This is a genomic window from Streptomyces aurantiogriseus (assembly GCF_014649375.1).
GTDB lineage: Bacteria > Actinomycetota > Actinomycetes > Streptomycetales > Streptomycetaceae > Streptomyces > Streptomyces aurantiogriseus.
The window spans coordinates 201,495-219,490 of record NZ_BMSX01000004.1 but is presented as its reverse complement, the minus strand read 5'-3'; the positions used below and the strand labels follow the sequence as shown (position 1 = coordinate 219,490).

13 protein-coding genes and 1 pseudogene are annotated in these 17,996 nt (G+C 73.0%); 9 read left to right on the top strand and 5 right to left on the bottom strand.

Features of this window, described 5'->3' with window-relative positions:
- Positions 1-20: 20 nt before the first annotated feature.
- On the bottom strand, positions 21-2,426 hold the full coding sequence (locus IE263_RS10465; protein ID WP_189934698.1) for an ABC transporter permease: 2,406 nt from the start codon (positions 2,424-2,426) through the stop codon (positions 21-23).
- A 233-nt stretch (positions 2,427-2,659) separates the two neighbouring features.
- Positions 2,660-3,391 (bottom strand): annotated as a pseudogene (locus tag IE263_RS10460) (ABC transporter ATP-binding protein); the annotation flags it as partial.
- Positions 3,392-3,561: 170 nt separating this feature from the next.
- Here IE263_RS10460 and IE263_RS10455 point away from each other — a divergent pair.
- Together IE263_RS10455 and IE263_RS10450 are read left to right on the top strand one after the other, a co-directional pair.
- Entirely contained in the window at positions 3,562-4,929 is a 1,368-nt protein-coding gene (locus IE263_RS10455) for a sensor histidine kinase (RefSeq protein WP_189934696.1), read from the top strand.
- Positions 4,872-5,561 carry a response regulator gene (locus IE263_RS10450; RefSeq protein ID WP_229910887.1) on the top strand — a complete coding sequence of 230 codons (690 nt, stop codon included), beginning with the start codon at positions 4,872-4,874 and terminating at the stop codon, positions 5,559-5,561. The genes IE263_RS10455 and IE263_RS10450 overlap by 58 nt, the downstream gene beginning before the upstream one ends.
- Here IE263_RS10450 and IE263_RS10445 read toward each other — a convergent pair.
- Positions 5,551-6,033, bottom strand: coding sequence for a GNAT family N-acetyltransferase (locus IE263_RS10445; protein WP_189934694.1), 483 nt, complete (start codon positions 6,031-6,033; stop codon positions 5,551-5,553). The genes IE263_RS10450 and IE263_RS10445 overlap by 11 nt on opposite strands.
- Positions 6,034-6,113: 80 nt before the next feature.
- On the opposite strand from IE263_RS10445, the gene IE263_RS10440 reads away from it, so the two are divergent.
- A complete protein-coding gene (locus IE263_RS10440; RefSeq protein WP_189934692.1) occupies positions 6,114-6,917 on the top strand; it encodes an exodeoxyribonuclease III in 804 nt (267 codons plus the stop codon).
- Between the two features lie 43 nt (positions 6,918-6,960).
- Here the strand turns inward: IE263_RS10440 and IE263_RS10435 are convergent, their stop codons facing one another.
- On the bottom strand, positions 6,961-7,605 hold the full coding sequence (locus tag IE263_RS10435) for a MerR family transcriptional regulator (protein WP_189934690.1): 645 nt from the start codon (positions 7,603-7,605) through the stop codon (positions 6,961-6,963).
- Between the two features lie 165 nt (positions 7,606-7,770).
- On the opposite strand from IE263_RS10435, the gene IE263_RS10430 reads away from it, so the two are divergent.
- The 4 genes from IE263_RS10430 (at position 7,771) to IE263_RS10415 (ending at position 11,419) form a co-directional block, all read left to right on the top strand.
- Positions 7,771-9,348, top strand: a complete 1,578-nt coding sequence (locus IE263_RS10430; protein ID WP_189934689.1) for a flavin-containing monooxygenase — start codon at positions 7,771-7,773, stop codon at positions 9,346-9,348.
- Positions 9,345-10,250, top strand: coding sequence for an alpha/beta fold hydrolase (locus tag IE263_RS10425; RefSeq protein ID WP_189934687.1), 906 nt, complete (start codon positions 9,345-9,347; stop codon positions 10,248-10,250). The genes IE263_RS10430 and IE263_RS10425 overlap by 4 nt, the downstream gene beginning before the upstream one ends.
- Positions 10,247-11,131, top strand: a complete 885-nt coding sequence (locus IE263_RS10420; protein ID WP_189934685.1) for an SDR family oxidoreductase — start codon at positions 10,247-10,249, stop codon at positions 11,129-11,131. The genes IE263_RS10425 and IE263_RS10420 overlap by 4 nt, the downstream gene beginning before the upstream one ends.
- Before the next feature lie 87 nt (positions 11,132-11,218).
- Positions 11,219-11,419, top strand: coding sequence for a hypothetical protein (locus IE263_RS10415; protein WP_189934683.1), 201 nt, complete (start codon positions 11,219-11,221; stop codon positions 11,417-11,419).
- A 91-nt stretch (positions 11,420-11,510) separates the two neighbouring features.
- Here IE263_RS10415 and IE263_RS10410 read toward each other — a convergent pair whose 3' ends face one another.
- Positions 11,511-14,798: a S41 family peptidase gene (locus IE263_RS10410; protein ID WP_189934681.1), complete on the bottom strand. Its 3,288-nt coding sequence runs from the start codon at positions 14,796-14,798 to the stop codon at positions 11,511-11,513.
- A gap of 189 nt (positions 14,799-14,987) precedes the next feature.
- On the opposite strand from IE263_RS10410, the gene IE263_RS10405 reads away from it, so the two are divergent.
- Both IE263_RS10405 and IE263_RS10400 read left to right on the top strand, forming a co-directional pair.
- Positions 14,988-15,587: a TetR/AcrR family transcriptional regulator gene (locus IE263_RS10405; RefSeq protein ID WP_189934679.1), complete on the top strand. Its 600-nt coding sequence runs from the start codon at positions 14,988-14,990 to the stop codon at positions 15,585-15,587.
- Between the two features lie 156 nt (positions 15,588-15,743).
- Positions 15,744-17,993, top strand: coding sequence for an MMPL family transporter (locus IE263_RS10400; RefSeq protein WP_189934677.1), 2,250 nt, complete (start codon positions 15,744-15,746; stop codon positions 17,991-17,993).
- Positions 17,994-17,996: the final 3 nt, after the last annotated feature.

Genomic DNA, 17,996 nt, shown 5'->3' with positions numbered 1-17,996 from the left:
GGGCGCGCCGCTCCGACGACTCACTCCCGCATCCCGGCCGTCTCCCCGGCCCGCCGCCGCAACGCCACCCCCGTCGGCACCAGCACCGCGACCACCGCGAGTACCGCGCACGCCCCCGTCGTCCACGCGAGCTCCGCCCACGGCACGACCACGGCCACCGGCGCCGACAACAGCGCCAGCGCCCCGCCCATTCCGGCCAGATTGGCGAGCGTCACCAGCAGCCCCAGCACCCCGCCCACGCCGACCACCGTCAGCGCCTCCACGGCGGCCGTCCACAGCACCTGCCCGCCGGTCGCCCCGGCCAGCCGCAGCGCCGCCAGGTCCCGGGCACGCTCGGCGGCGGCCATGACGAGGGTGTTGGCGAGGGAGACACCGGTGTAGACGAGCGCGATGCCGAGCACGAGCAGCACACCGAGCCGGGTCGTCCGGTCGGTCTCCGGGTGACTCGCCGCCACCCACTGCGCCCTGCTCGCCACCCGCACCCCGTCGACCGCCCGCAGCCCCTCGACGACGGCCGCCGCGTCGGCCCCCGCCCGCACCCGCACGTCGACCCGGTCGACACCGGCCCCGCCCGCGTTGGCGGCGGTGACGTACACCCCGTTGTCCCCGGTCCCCGTGGCCAGCACGGCGACGATCCGCAGCGACTTCGCCGTGCCGTCCCCGAGCCACACCCGCACCCGCTGCCCCACCCGGTGCTCGGCCCACTCCTCGTTCACGACGATCGACCCGTCGTCGAGGTCGGCGACCCGCCCGGCGGTCACCGGCAGCCGTACGGTCCCGGCGAGCAGCGCGGGATCCACGGCCCGCGCCTCGGATCTCACCAGCGCGACCCCATCCTCCAGGGTGTGGACGGCGGTCGGGGCGGAGGGCGACACGACGGCCCCCGGCACCCGCTCAAGTGCCCGCACATCCACGGCGGTTCCCTCCTGCGAGGTCACCACGAAGTCCGCCACGGTCCGCTCCCGCACCTCCGCCGCCCGCGCCTCGTTCAGCGTGGCCGTGGCGCCGAGCAGGGAGCCCGCGAGGGCCACGGTGACCAGCACGGGCGCGGCGACGGCGGCGGTACGACGGACCGCGGCGACGGCGTTCGCCCGCACCAGCAGACCGGTCGTCCCCGGCAGCCGGGGCACCAACGGCCGGACGAGAGCGGGCGCGAGGAGGGCCACCGCCGTGATGAGCAGCATGGGCCGGCTGACGTACGTCTTCCGGTGCAGCAGTTCACCCGGGTCGGCGACCAGTGCGTACGCCAGGGTCGCGAGGGCCGTGACCAGCAGCGCCGCCCCGCACACCCGCCGTCCCCGGGTCAGCGCACGTCCGTCCACGGACGCCTCGCGCAGGGCCTGCGTCGGCGCGGTCCGTCCGGCCCGCCACGCGGCGACGGCCGCACCGGACAGGGCCACCGACAGGCCGGTCCAGAAGGCGAGGTGGTACGGCCAGGTGTGCCCGCCGATGGCGTACCACCGCGGCGCGAGCCCGCCCTCGACGACCACCTCGCCCAGCACCGGCGCGCCGTACGCACCCAGCGCGCACCCCGCCGCCGAGGCGAGCACCCCGACCAGCAGCGCCTCCGCCAGGACCGTCCGCCGCACCTGCCCCGGCGTGGCACCGGCGGTCCGCAGCAGCCCGAACTCCCGGCGCCGCCGCTCCACCGCGAAGGCGAAGGTGGACGCCACGACGAACACCGACACGAACGCGGTCACCCCGCCGGCGGTGCCGAACAGCGCGTTCAGCGCGGTGAGGGCCTCGCCGTCCCGCCCCGGGTCGGCGTCGGCGAGCCGCCGGTCGTCCCCGGTGAGCACGACGGCCCCCGATCCGCCGACGGCGGCCCGGACGGCAGCCGGGTCCGCCTCCACGACCAACTGCCGTGCCACGGGCGCCGACCGGGCCGCCCGGCCGTCCGTGCAGAACACGGCGTCCTCGAACCCGAGTCCCCGCACGGTCCCCACGACGAGGTCCCCGTTGCTCAGCCGCTCACCCACGTGCGCCCAGTCACCCGTGATCACGACCTCACCGCCCGCCCGGGGGGCACGCCCGGCGCTGAGCTCGTACGGGGCGAAACGCGCCGTGGACCACGGGTGCCCGACCAGCCCCGCGGGCGCGCCCTCCACCCGCACGGGGAAGGACCGGTCCTCGGTGACGGGCCCGAGCGCCCGCAACGCGGCGACGACGTCGTCCGGCACGGCCCGCGGCTGCGCCAACTCCGCCGTCCGCACCCCGATCGGCGTCTCCACCCGCAGCGAGTCCTGCCCCTTCACCACCACCGGCGCCGCAGCGAACCGCTCCGGCCCGCGCACGGGCGCCTCCAGCGAGGCCGCCAGCGCCTGCCCCATCACGGCCAGCAGCCCCACCCCCAACCCGAGCGCGACAAAACTCCCGACGAAGCCCACCCACCGAGCCCGCAACGTACGCAACGCGACACTCAACACGAGGCACCCTCCGAGGCCGCGAGACCCTGCGCGGCCTGCGGGCCCTGCGCGGCCTGGGCGCTCTGCGCGGCCTGCGCGCCCTGGGCGGCCTGCGCGGCCTGCGCGCCCCGCCCCGCACCGCCCCCGCCCGCTCGCCCGGCGTGCGGGCGGGCCGGGGCGTCGTCGTGCCGGCCTCCTGTCCCGGCGTCGAGGGCGGCTCGAGCGGTGCCGGCCTCGCCCGTTCGCCCGTGGCCCTCCAGTCCCGCCATGCGTGCCGCGACCGTCTCCGCGTCCGCCCCGACCAGCTCCCCGTGCACGCGTCCGTCGACCAGGAAGACCACCCGGTCCGCGTAGGAGGCGGCCACCGGGTCGTGGGTGACCATCACGACCGTTCGGCCGTCCCCGTCGACCATGCCGCGCAGCAGCGCCAGGACCTCGCGGCCGGTCGTCGTGTCCAGGGCGCCGGTCGGCTCGTCGCCGAACAGCACCTCGGGACGGGTGATGAGCGCGCGGGCCAGGGCGATCCGCTGCTGCTGTCCGCCGGACAGCTCGCCGGGCCGGTGCCGGCCCCGTTCCGCGAGCCCGACCTGCCGCAGCACCTCCCGCACCCGCGCCTTCGACGGGCGCCGCCCGGCCAGCCGCAGCGGCAGGGCCACGTTCTGCTCGGCGGTGAGCGCCGGCAGCAGATTGAACGCCTGGAACACGAACCCGATCCGCTCCCGCCGCAGCAACGTCAGCCGCCGCTCGCTCAGCCCGGTCAGCTCCGTCCCCCCGATCCGCACCGACCCGGAGTCGGGCCGGTCCAGCCCCGCGGCACACTGCAACAGCGTCGACTTGCCCGACCCCGACGGCCCCATCACGGCGGTGAAGGAGCCGCGGGGGAGGGCGAGCGTGACGTCGTCGAGCGCGGTGACGCCGGCCTCCGCGGCGCCCTTCGCGGCGTATCTCCGCCGTACGGCGGTCAGTTGGACGGCGTGTTCGGTCATCTCTGCCTGAGCTCCCACCCGTTGATCGATGTCGGTGGGTCCACGAAACCGCGGGACACCCGCCCCGGTCGTTGGGGCAGGAACGAGACCTGGGGTAGGGCCAGGCCTACCTCCGGACCTCTCCCTGGAGGGATGGCCCGGCCCCTCGCCCCCCTCCTACGGTGATCCGCATGCACCCCCGACCCGCGTCTCCGTCCGCGCCCGAGCCCGCGGCCGCCCGTGTCTCCGTGTGGCCGGCCCTCTCCCGCCCGGCCTACCTGCTGTCGCCGTGGCCCTGGCGTGCCGCCGGGTACCTGCTGACGGGGGCGGTCACCGGAGCCGTCGTCCTCGTGGGCCTGGTGACCTGGGTGGCCGTCGGCGGAGTGCTCGCGGTCGCCCTGGTCGGACTGCCCCTCCTCGCGGCCCTGGCCTTCGCCGGACTGCCCGTGGCCGCGCTGGAGCGCCGCCGCCTGCGACTGGTGGACACGGCCGGCGCCCCCGACCCGCACACCGAACCCCCCGTCCCCGGCCTGCGCAGCTGGCTCACCACCCGCCTGCGCGAACGCGCCACCTGGCGCGAACTCGGCCACACCGTCCTCACCGCGGGCCTCCTCTGGCCGGCCGAGGCGCTCCTGCTCACGCTGGCCCTCGCCTCCCCCCTCTCGATCGTCGCGACCCCGCTCCTCCTGGCGACGGTCGGCGAAGGCCGTGAGACGAAGGTGCTCAAGGTGTGGACGGTCACCGACTGGCCGACGGCTTTCGCCGCAGCCGCGCTCGGCGTGCTGCTGCTGGCCGCCGGCGCCTACGTCCTCGGCGTGGCCGCCGGCGCCCGGGCCGCCCTCACCCGCCTGCTGCTCGCCCCGCGCGAGGGCGACCCGGACGCCCGGGTCGTCGAACTCACCCGCTCCCGCGCCCGCCTCGTCGACGCCTTCGAGGCGGAACGCCGCCGCATCGAACGCGACCTCCACGACGGCGCCCAGCAACGCCTCGTCGCCCTCACCATGACCCTCGGCCTGGCCCGCCTCGACGCCCCGCCCGACGGCCTCCTCGCCGCACAGCTCGCCAAAGCTCACGAGGAGGCGGGCGCGGCCCTCGCGGAACTGCGCGAGCTGATCCACGGCATTCACCCGAAGGTCCTCGCCGACTACGGCCTGGAGGCGGCCGTGGCCGATGCCGCGGACCGCTCACCGGTCCCTGTGGACGTGGACTTCGAACTCCCCTGCCGCCTTCCCCAACCCGTCGAGGCGGCCGCGTACTTCGTCGTCTGCGAGGCCCTCGCCAACGTGGCCCGGCACAGCGGGGCGGAACGCGCGCGCGTGCGGGCGGAGTTCCGGGACGGACGGCTGCTCGTCCTGGAGGTGACGGACGACGGTCACGGCGGCGCCGACAGCGCGCGCGGCACCGGCCTCACCGGTCTCGCCGACCGTGTGTCGGTGCTCGATGGAAGACTGTCGCTGACCAGCCCGCCGGGCGGACCGACCCTGTTGCGTGTGGAGATCCCTTGCGAGTCGAGCGAGTCGAGCGAGCCGAGTCACCTGGGCGGGACGGCCTGCGCGTAGTCCTCGCCGAGGACAGCGTCCTGCTGCGCGACGGCCTGACGGCGCTGCTGACCCGCTTCGGCCACCAGGTCGTGGCAGCGGTGGGCGACGCGCGGGCCCTGCTGACGGCGGTCGCCGACCACACCCCCGACATCGTCGTCACCGACGTCCGTATGCCGCCCGCCTTCCAGGACGAGGGCCTGCACGCGGCGATCCGCCTGCGCGCCGAACACCCCGGCCTTCCCGTCCTCGTCCTCAGCCAGTACGTCCAGCGCGCCTACGCCGCCGAACTCCTCGACTCCGGCGACGGCACGGGAGTCGGCTACCTCCTGAAGGACCGCGTCGGCCAGGTCGAGCAGTTCGTGGACGCCCTCCACGACGTCGCGGCCGGCGGCACGGTCGTCGACCCGGAGGTCGTACGACAGCTGCTGCGCCGCCGCCGCGACCCGCTGGCCCGGCTCACCCCACGTGAACGGGAGGTGCTGGCGCTGGTCGCGGAGGGCAAGTCCAACGGCGCGATAGCCCGAGCACTGGTCGTGTCGGAGGCCGCCGTCGGCAAGCACATCGGCAGCATCCTCACGAAACTGGACCTGCCCCCGGCGGACGACACCCACCGCCGGGTTCTGGCGGTCCTCGCCTACCTCAGGAGCTGAGCGGCTTCGCGAAACACCGGCTGGACTCGTAGGCCCGGTAGTAGCCGAACTTCGTGCACGGCTCGTAGCCGCTGGACGTGTACAGCGCGATGGCCTCCGGCTGCTCGGTCCCGGTCTCCAGCACCATCCGCCGGCGCCCCGCCGCCCGCGCGTCCTCCTCCAGCGCGGCCAGCATCCGCCGGGCCAGCCCGAGCCCGCGCATCTCCTTGATCACGAACATCCGCTTGAGTTCGGCGTCCCCGTCCTCGTTCCCCTCGCCGTTCTCGTCCTGACTGCGCCAGCCACCCGTGGCCACGGGCCTCTCCAGCTCGTCGTAGGCGATGAAGTACACGCCACGCGGCGGCTCGAAGTCGCCCGGCTCCAGAACCGTGGCGTCGCCGCCGTCGCCGTAGCGCTCGTGGTACTCGGCCTGGACCTCGTCGTTCAGCTTGACGGCGTCGGGGTGGTCGAAGGAAACGCGACGTATATTCATGCGAGGCAAGGTACATCCATACAGTGCGGTCGGCGACAGAGAAATCTGGACTCCGTCCAGTGTGCCGGTATCGTGCCCGGGTGCTGACCGTGACCTCCGTGAACGTGAATGGTCTGCGCGCCGCCACGAAGAAGGGTTTCGTGGAGTGGCTCGCCGACACCTCCGCCGACGTGCTGTGCCTGCAGGAGGTGCGCGCCGAGCCCCACCAGCTGCCGGAGGAGGTCCGCGCCCCCGAGGGCTGGTACGTCACCCACGCCCCCGCCGCCGCCAAGGGCCGCGCCGGTGTCTCCCTCTACACCCGCCGCGAACCGGACCGTGTCCGCGTCGGTTTCGGCTCCACGGAGTTCGACACCTCCGGCCGCTACGTCGAGGCCGACCTCCCCGGTGTCACGGTCGCCTCCCTCTACCTCCCCTCCGGCGAGGTCGGCACGGCCCGCCAGGACGAGAAGGTCCGCTTCATGGGCGAGTTCCTCGCCTACCTCAAAACCCTCCGCGAACGCGCCGCCGCCGACGGCCGTGAGGTTCTGATCTGCGGCGACTGGAACATCGCCCACCAGCAGGCCGACCTGAAGAACTGGCGCTCCAACACGAAGAACTCGGGCTTCCTGCCGGAGGAGCGGGAGTGGCTGACCCAGGTCCTCACCCCGGAGGCGGGCGGCTACGTGGACGTGGTCCGCGCCCTGCACCCGGACGTCACCGGCCCGTACACCTGGTGGTCGTACCGGGGCCGGGCCTACGACAACGACTCGGGGTGGAGGATCGACCTCCATGTCTCCACCCCCGGTCTGGCCGGCAAGGCCGTCAAGGGCTACGTCGAGCGGGCGGCCACGCACGCCGAGCGCTGGTCGGACCACGCGCCGGTGACCGTGGTCTACGACCTCTAGTCCCGTTCTCGCCCGTTCTTGTTGCCGCCCGTCCCCGTTCCCGCTAGCTCAGCTTCCGCAGCCGCCGGTCCAACGCCAGCGACACCTCCGCCTCCACCACGCTGCGCGCCAGCGGGCGCAGGCGCGGCAGGTCCTCCTCGGTCGCGTGGCGCAGGACGAGTTCGGTGAAGAGTTCGGCGAGGGCGTCGGCGTGTTCGCGGACGCGGGCGCCCGCCGCCAGGATCTCCGCGAGGGGGATGCCCTCGCGGACCAGGGCGGCGGAAACGTCCAGCAGGCGGCGGCTGATGTGGACGATGTCGTCGCCGTCGGCGGCGAGGTAGCCGAGGTCGAGGGCGGCGGCGAGGTTCTCGGTGGTGACCTGGCCCTCGAAACGCGCGGCGAGTTCCTCGGGGGTGAGGCGGACCGGCTCCTCCTCGGTGGGGGCGTCGACACCGAGGAGGTCGGCGACGTCGCGGCCGTGGTCGAAGGCCTCCGCGAGTTCCGCGATGCCGTTCAGGGTGTGGCCGCGTTCCAGCAGCGCCGCGATCGTGCGCAGACGGGCCAGGTGGTGGTCGTCGTACCAGGCGATGCGGCCCTCGCGGCGGGGCGGTGGGAGCAGCCCCCGTTCGCGGTAGAAGCGCAGGGTGCGCACCGTGATGCCGGCCTCCCTGGCCAGCTCCTCCGTCCGGTATTCCCGCTTGTCCGCCACGCCGGAAGCCTATGTCGTACCCCCGGGTGCCCGCGGCGGTGGCCGCTGAGGTGAAAGTCCCACGAACGTCCCCCGTACGACCCCTACCCATCAGTATCGAGCTGCTCTAACCTCCATTGCGCCAGTGTTCACTGGCATGGTCGCGTGAGGCAGGGAGGCGTCGGGATGACCGAGCACGGACACCAACACGTGCGGGTGGCGGTGATCGGGTCGGGGTTCGGCGGGCTCGGGGCCGCCGTACGGCTACGGCGGGAGGGGATCACCGACTTCGTCGTCCTCGAACGCGCGAGCAGCGTCGGCGGCACCTGGCGGGACAACAGCTACCCGGGGTGCGCCTGCGACGTTCCCTCCCACCTGTACTCCTTCTCCTTCGCGCCCAACCCCGACTGGCCGCGCGCCTTCTCCGGGCAGGAGCACATCCGTGCGTATCTGGAGCACGTCACGGACGTCTTCGGGCTGCGCCCCCACCTCCGCTTCGACTCCGAGGTCCAGCGCATGACCTGGAACGCGGAACGGCTGTGCTGGGACATCGAGACGGTGAGCGGGTCGCTCTCCGCCGACTTCGTCGTCTCCGCGACCGGGCCGCTGTCCGACCCGAAGATCCCGGACATCCCGGGGCTCGACGCCTTCCCGGGCAAGGTCTTCCACTCCGCCCGCTGGGACCACGACTACGACCTCACCGGCAAGCGCGTCGCCATGGTCGGCACGGGTGCCTCGGCCATCCAGATCGTGCCCGCCATCCAGCCGAAGGTCGGCCGCCTCACCCTCTTCCAGCGCACCCCGCCGTGGGTGATGCCCCGCGTCGACCGGGCCATCAGCCGCGCCGAGCGCCGGCTGCACCAACTGCTGCCGCTCACCGCCAAGGTGCGCCGCGGCCTCCTGTGGGGCGTCCGCGAGCTCCAGGTCCAGGCCTTCACCAAGCACCCGAACGAACTCGGCTTCGTCGAGCAGCTCGCCAAGCGCACCATGGCCCGCGCCGTCAAGGACCCGGTGCTGCGCGCCAAGCTCACCCCCGACTACCGCATCGGCTGCAAGCGGATCCTGCTGTCCAGCGAGTACTATCCGGCGCTCACCCGGCCCAATGTCGACGTGGTCGCGAGCGGGCTGCGTGAGATCCGCGGCTCCACCCTCGTCGCCGCCGACGGCAGCGAGGCCGAGGCCGACGCGATCGTCTTCGGCACCGGCTTCCACGTCACCGACATGCCGATCGCCGAGCGGGTCGTCGGCGCCGACGGGCGGACCCTGGCGGAGGCGTGGAAGGGCGGCATGGAGGCCCTGCGCGGCGCGTCCGCGCCCGGCTTCCCCAACTGGATGTCGATCATCGGCCCCAACACCGGCCTCGGGAACTCCTCCATGATCCTGATCATCGAGTCCCAGCTGAACTACATGGTCGACCACCTCCGCCAGCTGACCGTCCTCGGCGGCCGCGTCGCCCTCGACGCCCGCCCCAGCGCCGTGCACGCCTGGAACCGCCGGGTGCAGGACCGTATGCGGCGCACGGTGTGGAACACCGGCGGCTGCACCAGCTGGTACCTCGACGCGAACGGCCGCAACACCACCATCTGGCCGGGCACGACGAGCGAGTTCCGCCGGGTGACACGGCGCGTGGACCTCGCCGAGTACGTCGTCCTGCGCCCGCCGGCGACGAAGAAGACCCTGCCGGAGACGGCACCGAAGACCTCTCAGGAGACGGCACCGGAGTCCCCGCAGGAGACGGCGCCGAAGACGGAGGCCACCGCGTGACCACGACCACCGGCGACGCCCCGCCCGCCCCGTCCCGCACCCTCACCGTCGTCTCCGCCGACGGCGCCCCCCTCCACGTCGAGGTGCACGGCCCGGACACCGCGCCCGCCGTCGTCCTCTCCCACGGCTGGACCTGCTCGACCGCGTTCTGGGCGGCGCAGATCCGCGCCCTCGCCGCCGACCACAAGGTCATCGCCTACGACCAGCGCGGCCACGGCCGCACCCCGGCGAGCCCGGCGTGCGGTACGGACGTCCTCGCCGACGACCTCGAAGCCGTACTGACGGCGACGCTCGCGCCCGGCGAGAAGGCGGTCGTGGCCGGGCACTCCATGGGCGGCATGACGATCATGGCCGCCTCCGCCCGCCCCGCCTTCCGCGCGCACGCGGCGGCCGTCCTGCTGTGCAGCACGGGCAGTTCGCGGCTGGTGGCCGAGTCGACTGTCCTGCCCCTGCGCCCCGGCCGGTTGCGCACCTGGCTGACCGGCCACATCCTCGGGTCGAGGGCACCGCTCGGCCCGGTCACCCCGGTCGCCCGCCGGATCCTCAAGTACGCCACGATGGGCGCCGGTTCGGCCCCGCACATGGTCGAGACCTGCGCCCGGATCGTGCACGCCTGCCCCCGCACGGTCCGCCACGCCTGGTCGCATGTCCTGCACCTGCTCGATCTCGACCACGGCGTACGGGAGTTGAGGGTGCCGACGGCGGTGATCGTGGGCACGGCCGACCGTCTGACCCCGCCGGTGCACGCCCGCCGCCTCGCCGAGGCGCTCCCGGACTGCGTCGGCCTGACCGAACTGCCCGGCCTCGGCCACATGACCCCGGTCGAGGCACCGGACCTGGTGTCCGGCAGGCTCCGCGAACTCGTCACCGCCTACGCACCGCACCTCAAGGAGGGCTCATGAGCAAGGTCGGCCTCGAAGGACAGGTCGTGGTCGTGACCGGCGCCGCACGCGGCGTCGGTGAACTCCTCGCCCGCAGACTCTCCGCACGCGGCGCGCGGATCGCGCTGGTCGGACTGGAGCCGGACGCCCTCAAGCGGGTCGCGGAGCGCCTGCACGGCGACAGCGCCCACTGGTACGCCGACGTCACCGACCACGAGGCGATGACCCGCGTCGCCCAGGAGGTGAAGGACCGCTTCGGCAAGGTGGACGTCGTCGTCGCCAACGCCGGCGTCGCCACCGGCGGCCCCTTCGTCGACTCCGACCCGGACGCCTGGCGCCGCGTCATCGAGGTCAACCTCATCGGCTCGGCCGTCACCGCCCGCGCCTTCCTGCCGCTGCTGATCGCCAGTCGCGGCTACCTCCTCCAGATCGCCTCCCTCGCCGCGATCACCCCGGCCCCGATGATGACCGCGTACTGCGCGTCCAAGTCGGGCGTCGAGGCGTACGCGCACAGCCTGCGCGCCGAGGTCGGCCACAAGGGCGTGCGTGTCGGCGTCGGTTACCTGTCCTGGACGGACACCGACATGGTGCGCGGCGCCGACCAGGAGGCCGTCATGCGGGAGTTGAGGCAGCGGCTGCCGTGGCCGTCCAACAAGACGTATCCGCTGGGCCCGGCCGTCGACCGGATCGTCGCCGGCATCGAGCGGCGCTCCTCACATGTGTACGGACAGTGGTGGCTGCGCGGCATGCAGAGCGTGCGCGGCTACCTGCCCGGACTCATCGGGACCGTCGGGCAACGGGAGATGAGGCGGTTCGCGCCCAGGCTGCAGGGGATGCGCACGGGACTCGTCGGCGCAGGTGGGGCGGCCGACGAGGAAGCCCGTGCTACGCAGCGTAGTTGATCGAAATGCGTGCCGTGTCCGCCCGTGTGAATCTGGTCGAGGCCCCACCAAGGGCCGTTCCCCTCACCCTCACGGGAGTGAACCCACATGGGTATGAAGGACAAGTTCCAGGACCAGGCCGAGCAGTGGCAGAACCAGGCCAAGGAAAAGATGGAACAGGCCAAGGAGCAGACCAAGCAGCGCGGCGGCCGCCAGCGTGACCGCGAGGACGACCCTCAGCGGACGCAGCGGGAGCGGGACCGCGAGCGCGATGAGAAGGAGCGGTTCGACGCCGACTACGACGTGTAGTTGCGCTCGGCCTCAGCCGCTGACGTGGGGTGCCCTCCCGTTCTTCGGGAGGGCACCCTGCGCTTTCTTCTCAAGAGGCCCGCGCCCCGGGTCAGTTGCGCGGAGGCAGTTCGGGACGTGAGCGGTCCGGTACGCCCCTGTGGTCCGGCGGGGCGGCCGACGGGGTCGTCTCCAGGAGATCCAGGGCCAGCCTCACCGCGTCGTCCAGTTGCGCGTAGCGGCCCTCCGCCCAGTCCAGGGGGGTGCGCAGGGCCTCCAGGTCGGGGGCGACTCCGTGGTTCTCGACGGACCAGCCGTAGGCGTCGAACCAGGCCGCGTTCATGGGGACGGTGATGATCGTGCCGTCGCCGAGCTGGTGCCGGCCGGTCATGCCGACGACGCCGCCCCAGGTGCGCTGACCGACGACCGGCCCGAGCTTCAGCAGCTTGAAGGCCGCCGTGATCATGTCGCCGTCGGAGGAGGTGGCCTCGTCGGCGAGCGCGACGACCGGGCCCCGGGGCGCGTTGGAGGCGTACGACACCGGCTGGGCGTTGCGGGTCAGGTCCCAGCCGAGGATGGTGCGCGTGAGCTTCTCCACCACCAGTTCGCTGATGTGGCCGCCCGCGTTGCCGCGCACGTCCACGATCAGCGCGGGCCGGGAGACCTCCATGCGCAGGTCACGGTTGAACTGGGCCCAGCCGGAGCCGCCCATGTCGGGGATGTGGAGGTAGCCGCACTTCCCGCCGCTCAACGCCCGTACGACCTCGCGTCGTTTGGCCACCCAGTCCTGGTAGCGCAGCGGCCGCTCGTCGACGAGGGGCATCACGGCGACCCGCCGGGCGTGCCCCGACTCGCCCTCCGCCGGGACGAAGGTCAGCTCGACCGTCGTCCCGCCCGCCTGCGCCAGCAGCGGGTAGGGCCCGGCGACCGGATCCACCGGCCGCCCGTCGACGTGTGTGAGCACCGCCCCCTCCCGGATCCCGGTCCCCGCCAGCGGCGAACGCGCCTTGGAGTCGGAGGAGTCACCGGGCAGGATCCGCCTGACCGTCCAACCCGCGTCCCGCCGGACGAAGTTGGCGCCCAATAGGCCCTGCCGCCGCTGGTAGTGCGGCGGCCCCTCGTTGCGGCGCGCGGCGCTGACGTACGCGTGCGACGTGCCCAGCTCGCCCAGCACCTCCCGCAGCAGGTCCGCGAACTCGTCGGGGGACGCGACCCGTTCGACCAGCGGCCGGTACTGCTCCAGCACCGCGTCCCAGTCGATCCCGCACATCCCCGGATCCCAGAAGTACGCCCGGATCAGCCGCCCGGCCTCCGCGTACGCCTGCCGCCACTCGGCGCCCGGGTCGACCTCGTGCATGATCCGGCGTACGTCGATCCAGACGGTGGTGTCGAGGTCGCCGGACTCCGTCGAGGGCACCGCCCGCAGGTCGCCCTCGTCGACGACGACCAGCCGTGTGCCGTCCGCGCTCACCGCGAACCAGTCCAGATGCCCGACGAGTTCGGACTTCTTCGCCTTGCTGATGGTGAAGTACTCCAGCGTCGGCCGTCCGCTGGTGTCGTCCGGGTTGACGAAGGTCTCGCCGAGCGCGCCCGAGATCGGCCAGCGCAGCCACACCAGGCCGCCGCCCGCCACCGGGGACAGCGCCGAGTACTTGGAGGCGGCCACCGGGAAGGGCGTCACGCGGCTCTCCAGCCCCTCGATCTCGACGGTCACCGTGCCGTTGCCCTCCTCGTCCTCCTCCAGCGGATCCAGCCCTCCGGCGGCCGGCCGGCCCTCCGGGTTCAGCGCGAAGGGCGAGGGGGTCGCGGACGACAGCGGTACGAGGTACGGCCGGCAGCCCAGCGGGAAGGACAGGTCCCCGGTGTGCACGTCGTAGACGGGGTCGAAGCCGCGCCAGGACAGGAAGGCGAGGTAGCGGCCGTCCCGGGTGAAGACGGGGTTCTCGTCCTCGAACCGGCCGTTGGTCACATCGACGATCAGCCGCTCCCCCTTGCCGAGTCCGGAGATCCGGGCCATCTTGATCTGCCGCAGCGACCGCCCGATCCCCGGATGCGACCACGTCAGCCAGGCCCCGTCCGGCGAGAAGGCGAGGTCCCGCACGGGCCCGTTGATCGACCGGATCAGCTCGGTGACCTCGCCGTTCGAGTCCTCCGTCCCCGCGGCGGCGGCCGCCTCGTCGGACACGGTGAGGAGCAGCAGCCGTCCGTCGTGCGAGGCGATGGCGAGCCGCTCGCCCTCCGGGTCGGACACCATCTCCAGCACCCGGCCCAGCTCCCCGGAGGCCAGCCGCCGTGGCTCGCGGTCCCCGGTCGCGCGCGGCAGGTAGGCGATCTCGACGGCGTCCTCGCCCTCCGCGTCCGTCACGTACGCCACCTGCCCGCCCGAGCCGAGCATCTCCGGCAGCCGGACCCGCACCCCGGGCGTGTCGGTGATCGTCCGCGCGGGCCCGTCCCGGTGCGTCATCCAGTACAGACTTCCGCGGACGACGACCGCGCTCGCCCGCCCGGTCTCGTCCACGGAGATCCCGTCCACGTGCTGAGCGGCCGGGATCTGGTACGGCCGCCGCCCGGCCCGCGGCCCGCCGATCCGTACGTCGAGCCGGCGCGGCTCGGAGCCGGCGGACAGGTCGTCGACGATCCACAGGTCCCCGGCGCACTGGTACACGACCCGTGTGCCGTCGCTGGAGGCGTGCCGGGCGTAGAAGGCGTCGTGGTCGGTGTGCCGGCGCAGGTCGGAGCCGTCGTGGGCGCAGGAGTAGAGGTTGCCGACGCCTTCGTGGTCGGAGAGGAAGGCGATGCGTCCGCCGACGAACATGGGGGAGTGGAGGTGGCCGCCGAGGTCGGCGAGCAGCCGCTGCCCGTGCAGCCAGAGGCGGCCCGTGGCGCCGCCGCGGTAGCGCTTCCAGGCGGCCGGTTCGTGCGGGGGCGTGCCCGTCAGCAGCAGGGTCCTGCGCTCGCCCTCGAGGTCGGCGACCTGGAGGTCGGTGACCGGGCCCCAGGGGAGTTTGCGGCCGGGGTCGCCGTCGGGGGAGACCTTGTAGGCCCAGGTGTAGTGGGAGAAGGGCTCGCCGTGGGAGGCGACGGCGAGGATGTCGGCGTGTCCCTCCTGGTCGGGGGGTGTCCAGCCGCACACCTGGGTGTCCGGACTCCCCCAGTACGTCAGCCGGCGCCCCGGCCCGCCGTCCACCGGCACCAGGTGGATCTCCGGGACGAGACTGCGCCAGCTCGTGTACGCGACATGGCGGCCGTCGGGCGAGAAGCGGGGATGGCCGGCCTTGGAGCGGTCGACGGTGAGCCGCCAGGCGCGGCCCGGCCCGTCGAGGGGGGCCAGCCAGAGGTCGTCCTCGGCCACGAAGCACAACAGATCACCGCTGAGGTGCGGCAGGCGCAAATAGGTCACCTCCCCATGCTTTTCCGGTCAGAAGAGCCGGGCAAGTCGTGCCGTATCGGGGCGATCAGGCGCGCCGTGACCTACGACACGAACGAAACCGTTTCGTTTCGCACGCCGGGTGCGCTACATTCATCACGTACGAAACCGTGTCGTTCGGAGGTCCTTCGAACGCCCTTACGGAGTGGGAAGGTGAGCGAGATGACCGATGTCGCGACGGCGCGTCGCAGTCGGATCACCCCCGAGCGCGAGGCCGAGCTCTACGCGGCCGTGCTCGACCTGCTCCGGGAGGTCGGCTACGACGCCCTCACCATGGACGCCGTGGCCGCCCGCACCCGATCCAGCAAGGCGACGCTCTACCGCCAGTGGGGCGGCAAGGCCGAGCTGGTCGTGAAGGCCATGCGACACAGCAAGCCGGGCAGAATCGCCGACGTGGACACCGGATCCCTGCGGGGAGACCTCCACACCCTCGTGACCCTCGAGGACGACTGCACCATGGAGCGGAACTCCAGTCTGATGCGGGCGCTGGCGATGGCGGTGCACTCGAACCCCGATCTGATGCGGGCGTTCAAGGAGCTGCTCGTCGAACCCGAGATGGACGAGTTCAAGCGGGTCATGCAGCGCGCGATCGACCGCGGCGAGGTCCGGGCCGACTGCCCGGCGCGCGAGTACATCGTGCACATGCTGGTCGGCGCCTTCGCGACCCGCACGCTGATCGACGATCTGCCTCCCACGCAGGAGTTCCTGCGTTCGTACATCGACGCCGTGGTCCTCCCCGCCCTCGGCGTCCCCACCACCTGACCGTCCCCGCGGTCCGCCCACCCTGACGTCACCGCTCACGTCGTCGGGCCGATCACCCCTGCCTCCCCGCCGGGTTGGTCACCCCTGCCCTTGGGGCCTGTGTCGAAACCCCGGCCGGGCGCCCACACCCCACGACCTGACCGGGAGTACGCCTCCGTGGCCACGTTCCTCTACAAACTCGGCCGGCTCGCCTTCCGGCGACGGCACTTCGTCGCCCTGATATGGGTGGCGCTGCTGACGCTCGCGGGCGTCGGCGCCGCCTCCGCGCCCGCCGCCGGCTCGAGCTCCTTCTCGATCCCCGGCGTCGAGGCCCAGAAGGCCTTCGACCTGCTCGAACAGCGCTTCCCCGGCTCCAGCGCGGACGGTGCCACCGCGCGGGTCGTCTTCAAGGCGCCCGACGGCGAGAAGATGACCGACGCCGCCAACAGGGCGACCGTCGCGGAGACCGTCAAGGAACTGGGTGACGGCTCCGAGGTCGTCTCCGTCTCCGACCCGTTCACCACCAACGCGGTCAGCAAGGACGGGACGGTCGCCTACGCCTCGGTGGCGTACAAGGTCCCGGCCATGGAGCTGGAGGACTCCTCCAGGGAGGCCCTGGAGGCCACCGCGGACAAGGCCCAGGACGCCGGGCTGACCGTCGAGATGGGCGGTGACGCGCTGCAGCCCGAGCCCGAGACGGCGGCCACCGGCGAGATCATCGGCCTCGCCCTCGCCGCGGTCGTCCTCGTCGTCACCCTGGGCTCGATGGTCGCGGCCGGACTGCCGCTGCTGACGGCGATCATCGGCGTCGGGATCGGCGTCTCCACCATCACCGCCCTCGCGAGCACGCTCGACCTCGGCGACAGCACCGCCACCCTCGCCCTGATGATCGGCCTCGCCGTCGGCATCGACTACGCGCTGTTCATCGTCTCCCGCTACCGGTCCGAACTGGCCGAGGGCCGGGACCGCGAGGAAGCGGTCGGCCGCGCCGTCGGCACCGCCGGCTCGGCGGTGGTCTTCGCGGGCCTCACGGTCGTCATCGCGCTGGCCGGTCTCGCGGTCGTCAACGTCCCGATGCTGACCAAGATGGGTCTCGCGGCGGCCGGCACGGTCGTCATCGCGGTCCTCATCGCCCTCACCATGATCCCGGCGCTGCTCGGCTACGCGGGCCGCAGGATCCGCCCGGCCGGCGCGAAGGGCAAGCTGCTCGGACGCGGCAAGGCCAAGGACTCCGCCCAGGGCTCCACCAAGGACTCCGCCGCGGCCAAGCCCAACATGGGCACCCGCTGGGCGAGCTTCGTCGTCCGCCGTCCGGTCGCCGTGCTGCTGCTCGGCGTGGTCGGCCTGGGCGCGATCGCCCTCCCGGCGAGCCGGCTGGAGCTGGGCCTGCCCGACGACGGCTCGCAGCCGACGTCCACCACGCAGCGCCGCGCGTACGACCTGCTGTCCGAGGGCTTCGGGCCCGGCTTCAACGGCCCCCTGATGGTCGTCGTGGACGCCGAGGACAGCGCCGACCCGCAGGCCGCGGCCACCGCGGTGACCGACGAGGTCAAGGGCCTCAAGGACGTCGTGACGGTGACCCCGGCGAGGTTCAACAAGGCCGGCGACACCGCGATGATCACGGTGATCCCGGACTCGAAGCCGTCCTCGACGCAGACCGAGGACCTGGTGCACGCCATCCGTGACGCGGGCGCCGGCGTGAAGGCCGACACCGACGCGCAGGTGCTGGTCACCGGCGCCACCGCGATGAACATCGACTTCTCGCAGAAGCTCACCGACGCGCTGGTCCCGTACCTGGCACTGGTGGTGGGCCTCGCCTTCCTCCTGCTGATCGTGGTCTTCCGCTCGATCCTGGTCCCGCTGAAGGCCGCCCTCGGCTTCCTGCTCAGCGTGCTGGCCGCGCTCGGCGCCGTGGTCGCGGTCTTCCAGTGGGGCTGGCTGGCGGGCCTCCTCGGCGTCGAGGAGACCGGACCGATCATGTCGATGATGCCGATCTTCATGGTCGGCGTGGTCTTCGGTCTGGCGATGGACTACGAGGTGTTCCTCGTGACCCGCATGCGCGAGGCATACGTCCACGGCGAGAACCCGAGCCAGGCCGTGGTGACCGGCTTCAAGTACAGCGCCCGGGTGGTCGCGGCCGCCGCGGTCATCATGATGGCCGTCTTCGCCGGCTTCATCGGCTCCGGCGAGTCGATGATCAAGATGATCGGCTTCGGCCTCGCGATCGCCGTCTTCTTCGACGCCTTCGTCGTCCGCATGGCGATCGTGCCCGCCGTCCTGGCCCTGCTCGGCAAGAAGGCCTGGTGGCTCCCGAAGTGGCTGGACCGGGCCCTGCCCAACGTGGACGTCGAGGGCGAGGGCCTCAAGACCCACGCCGAATCGAAGGACACGGACCCGGACGAGGACCGCGAGCTGGTCCGCGTGTGACGC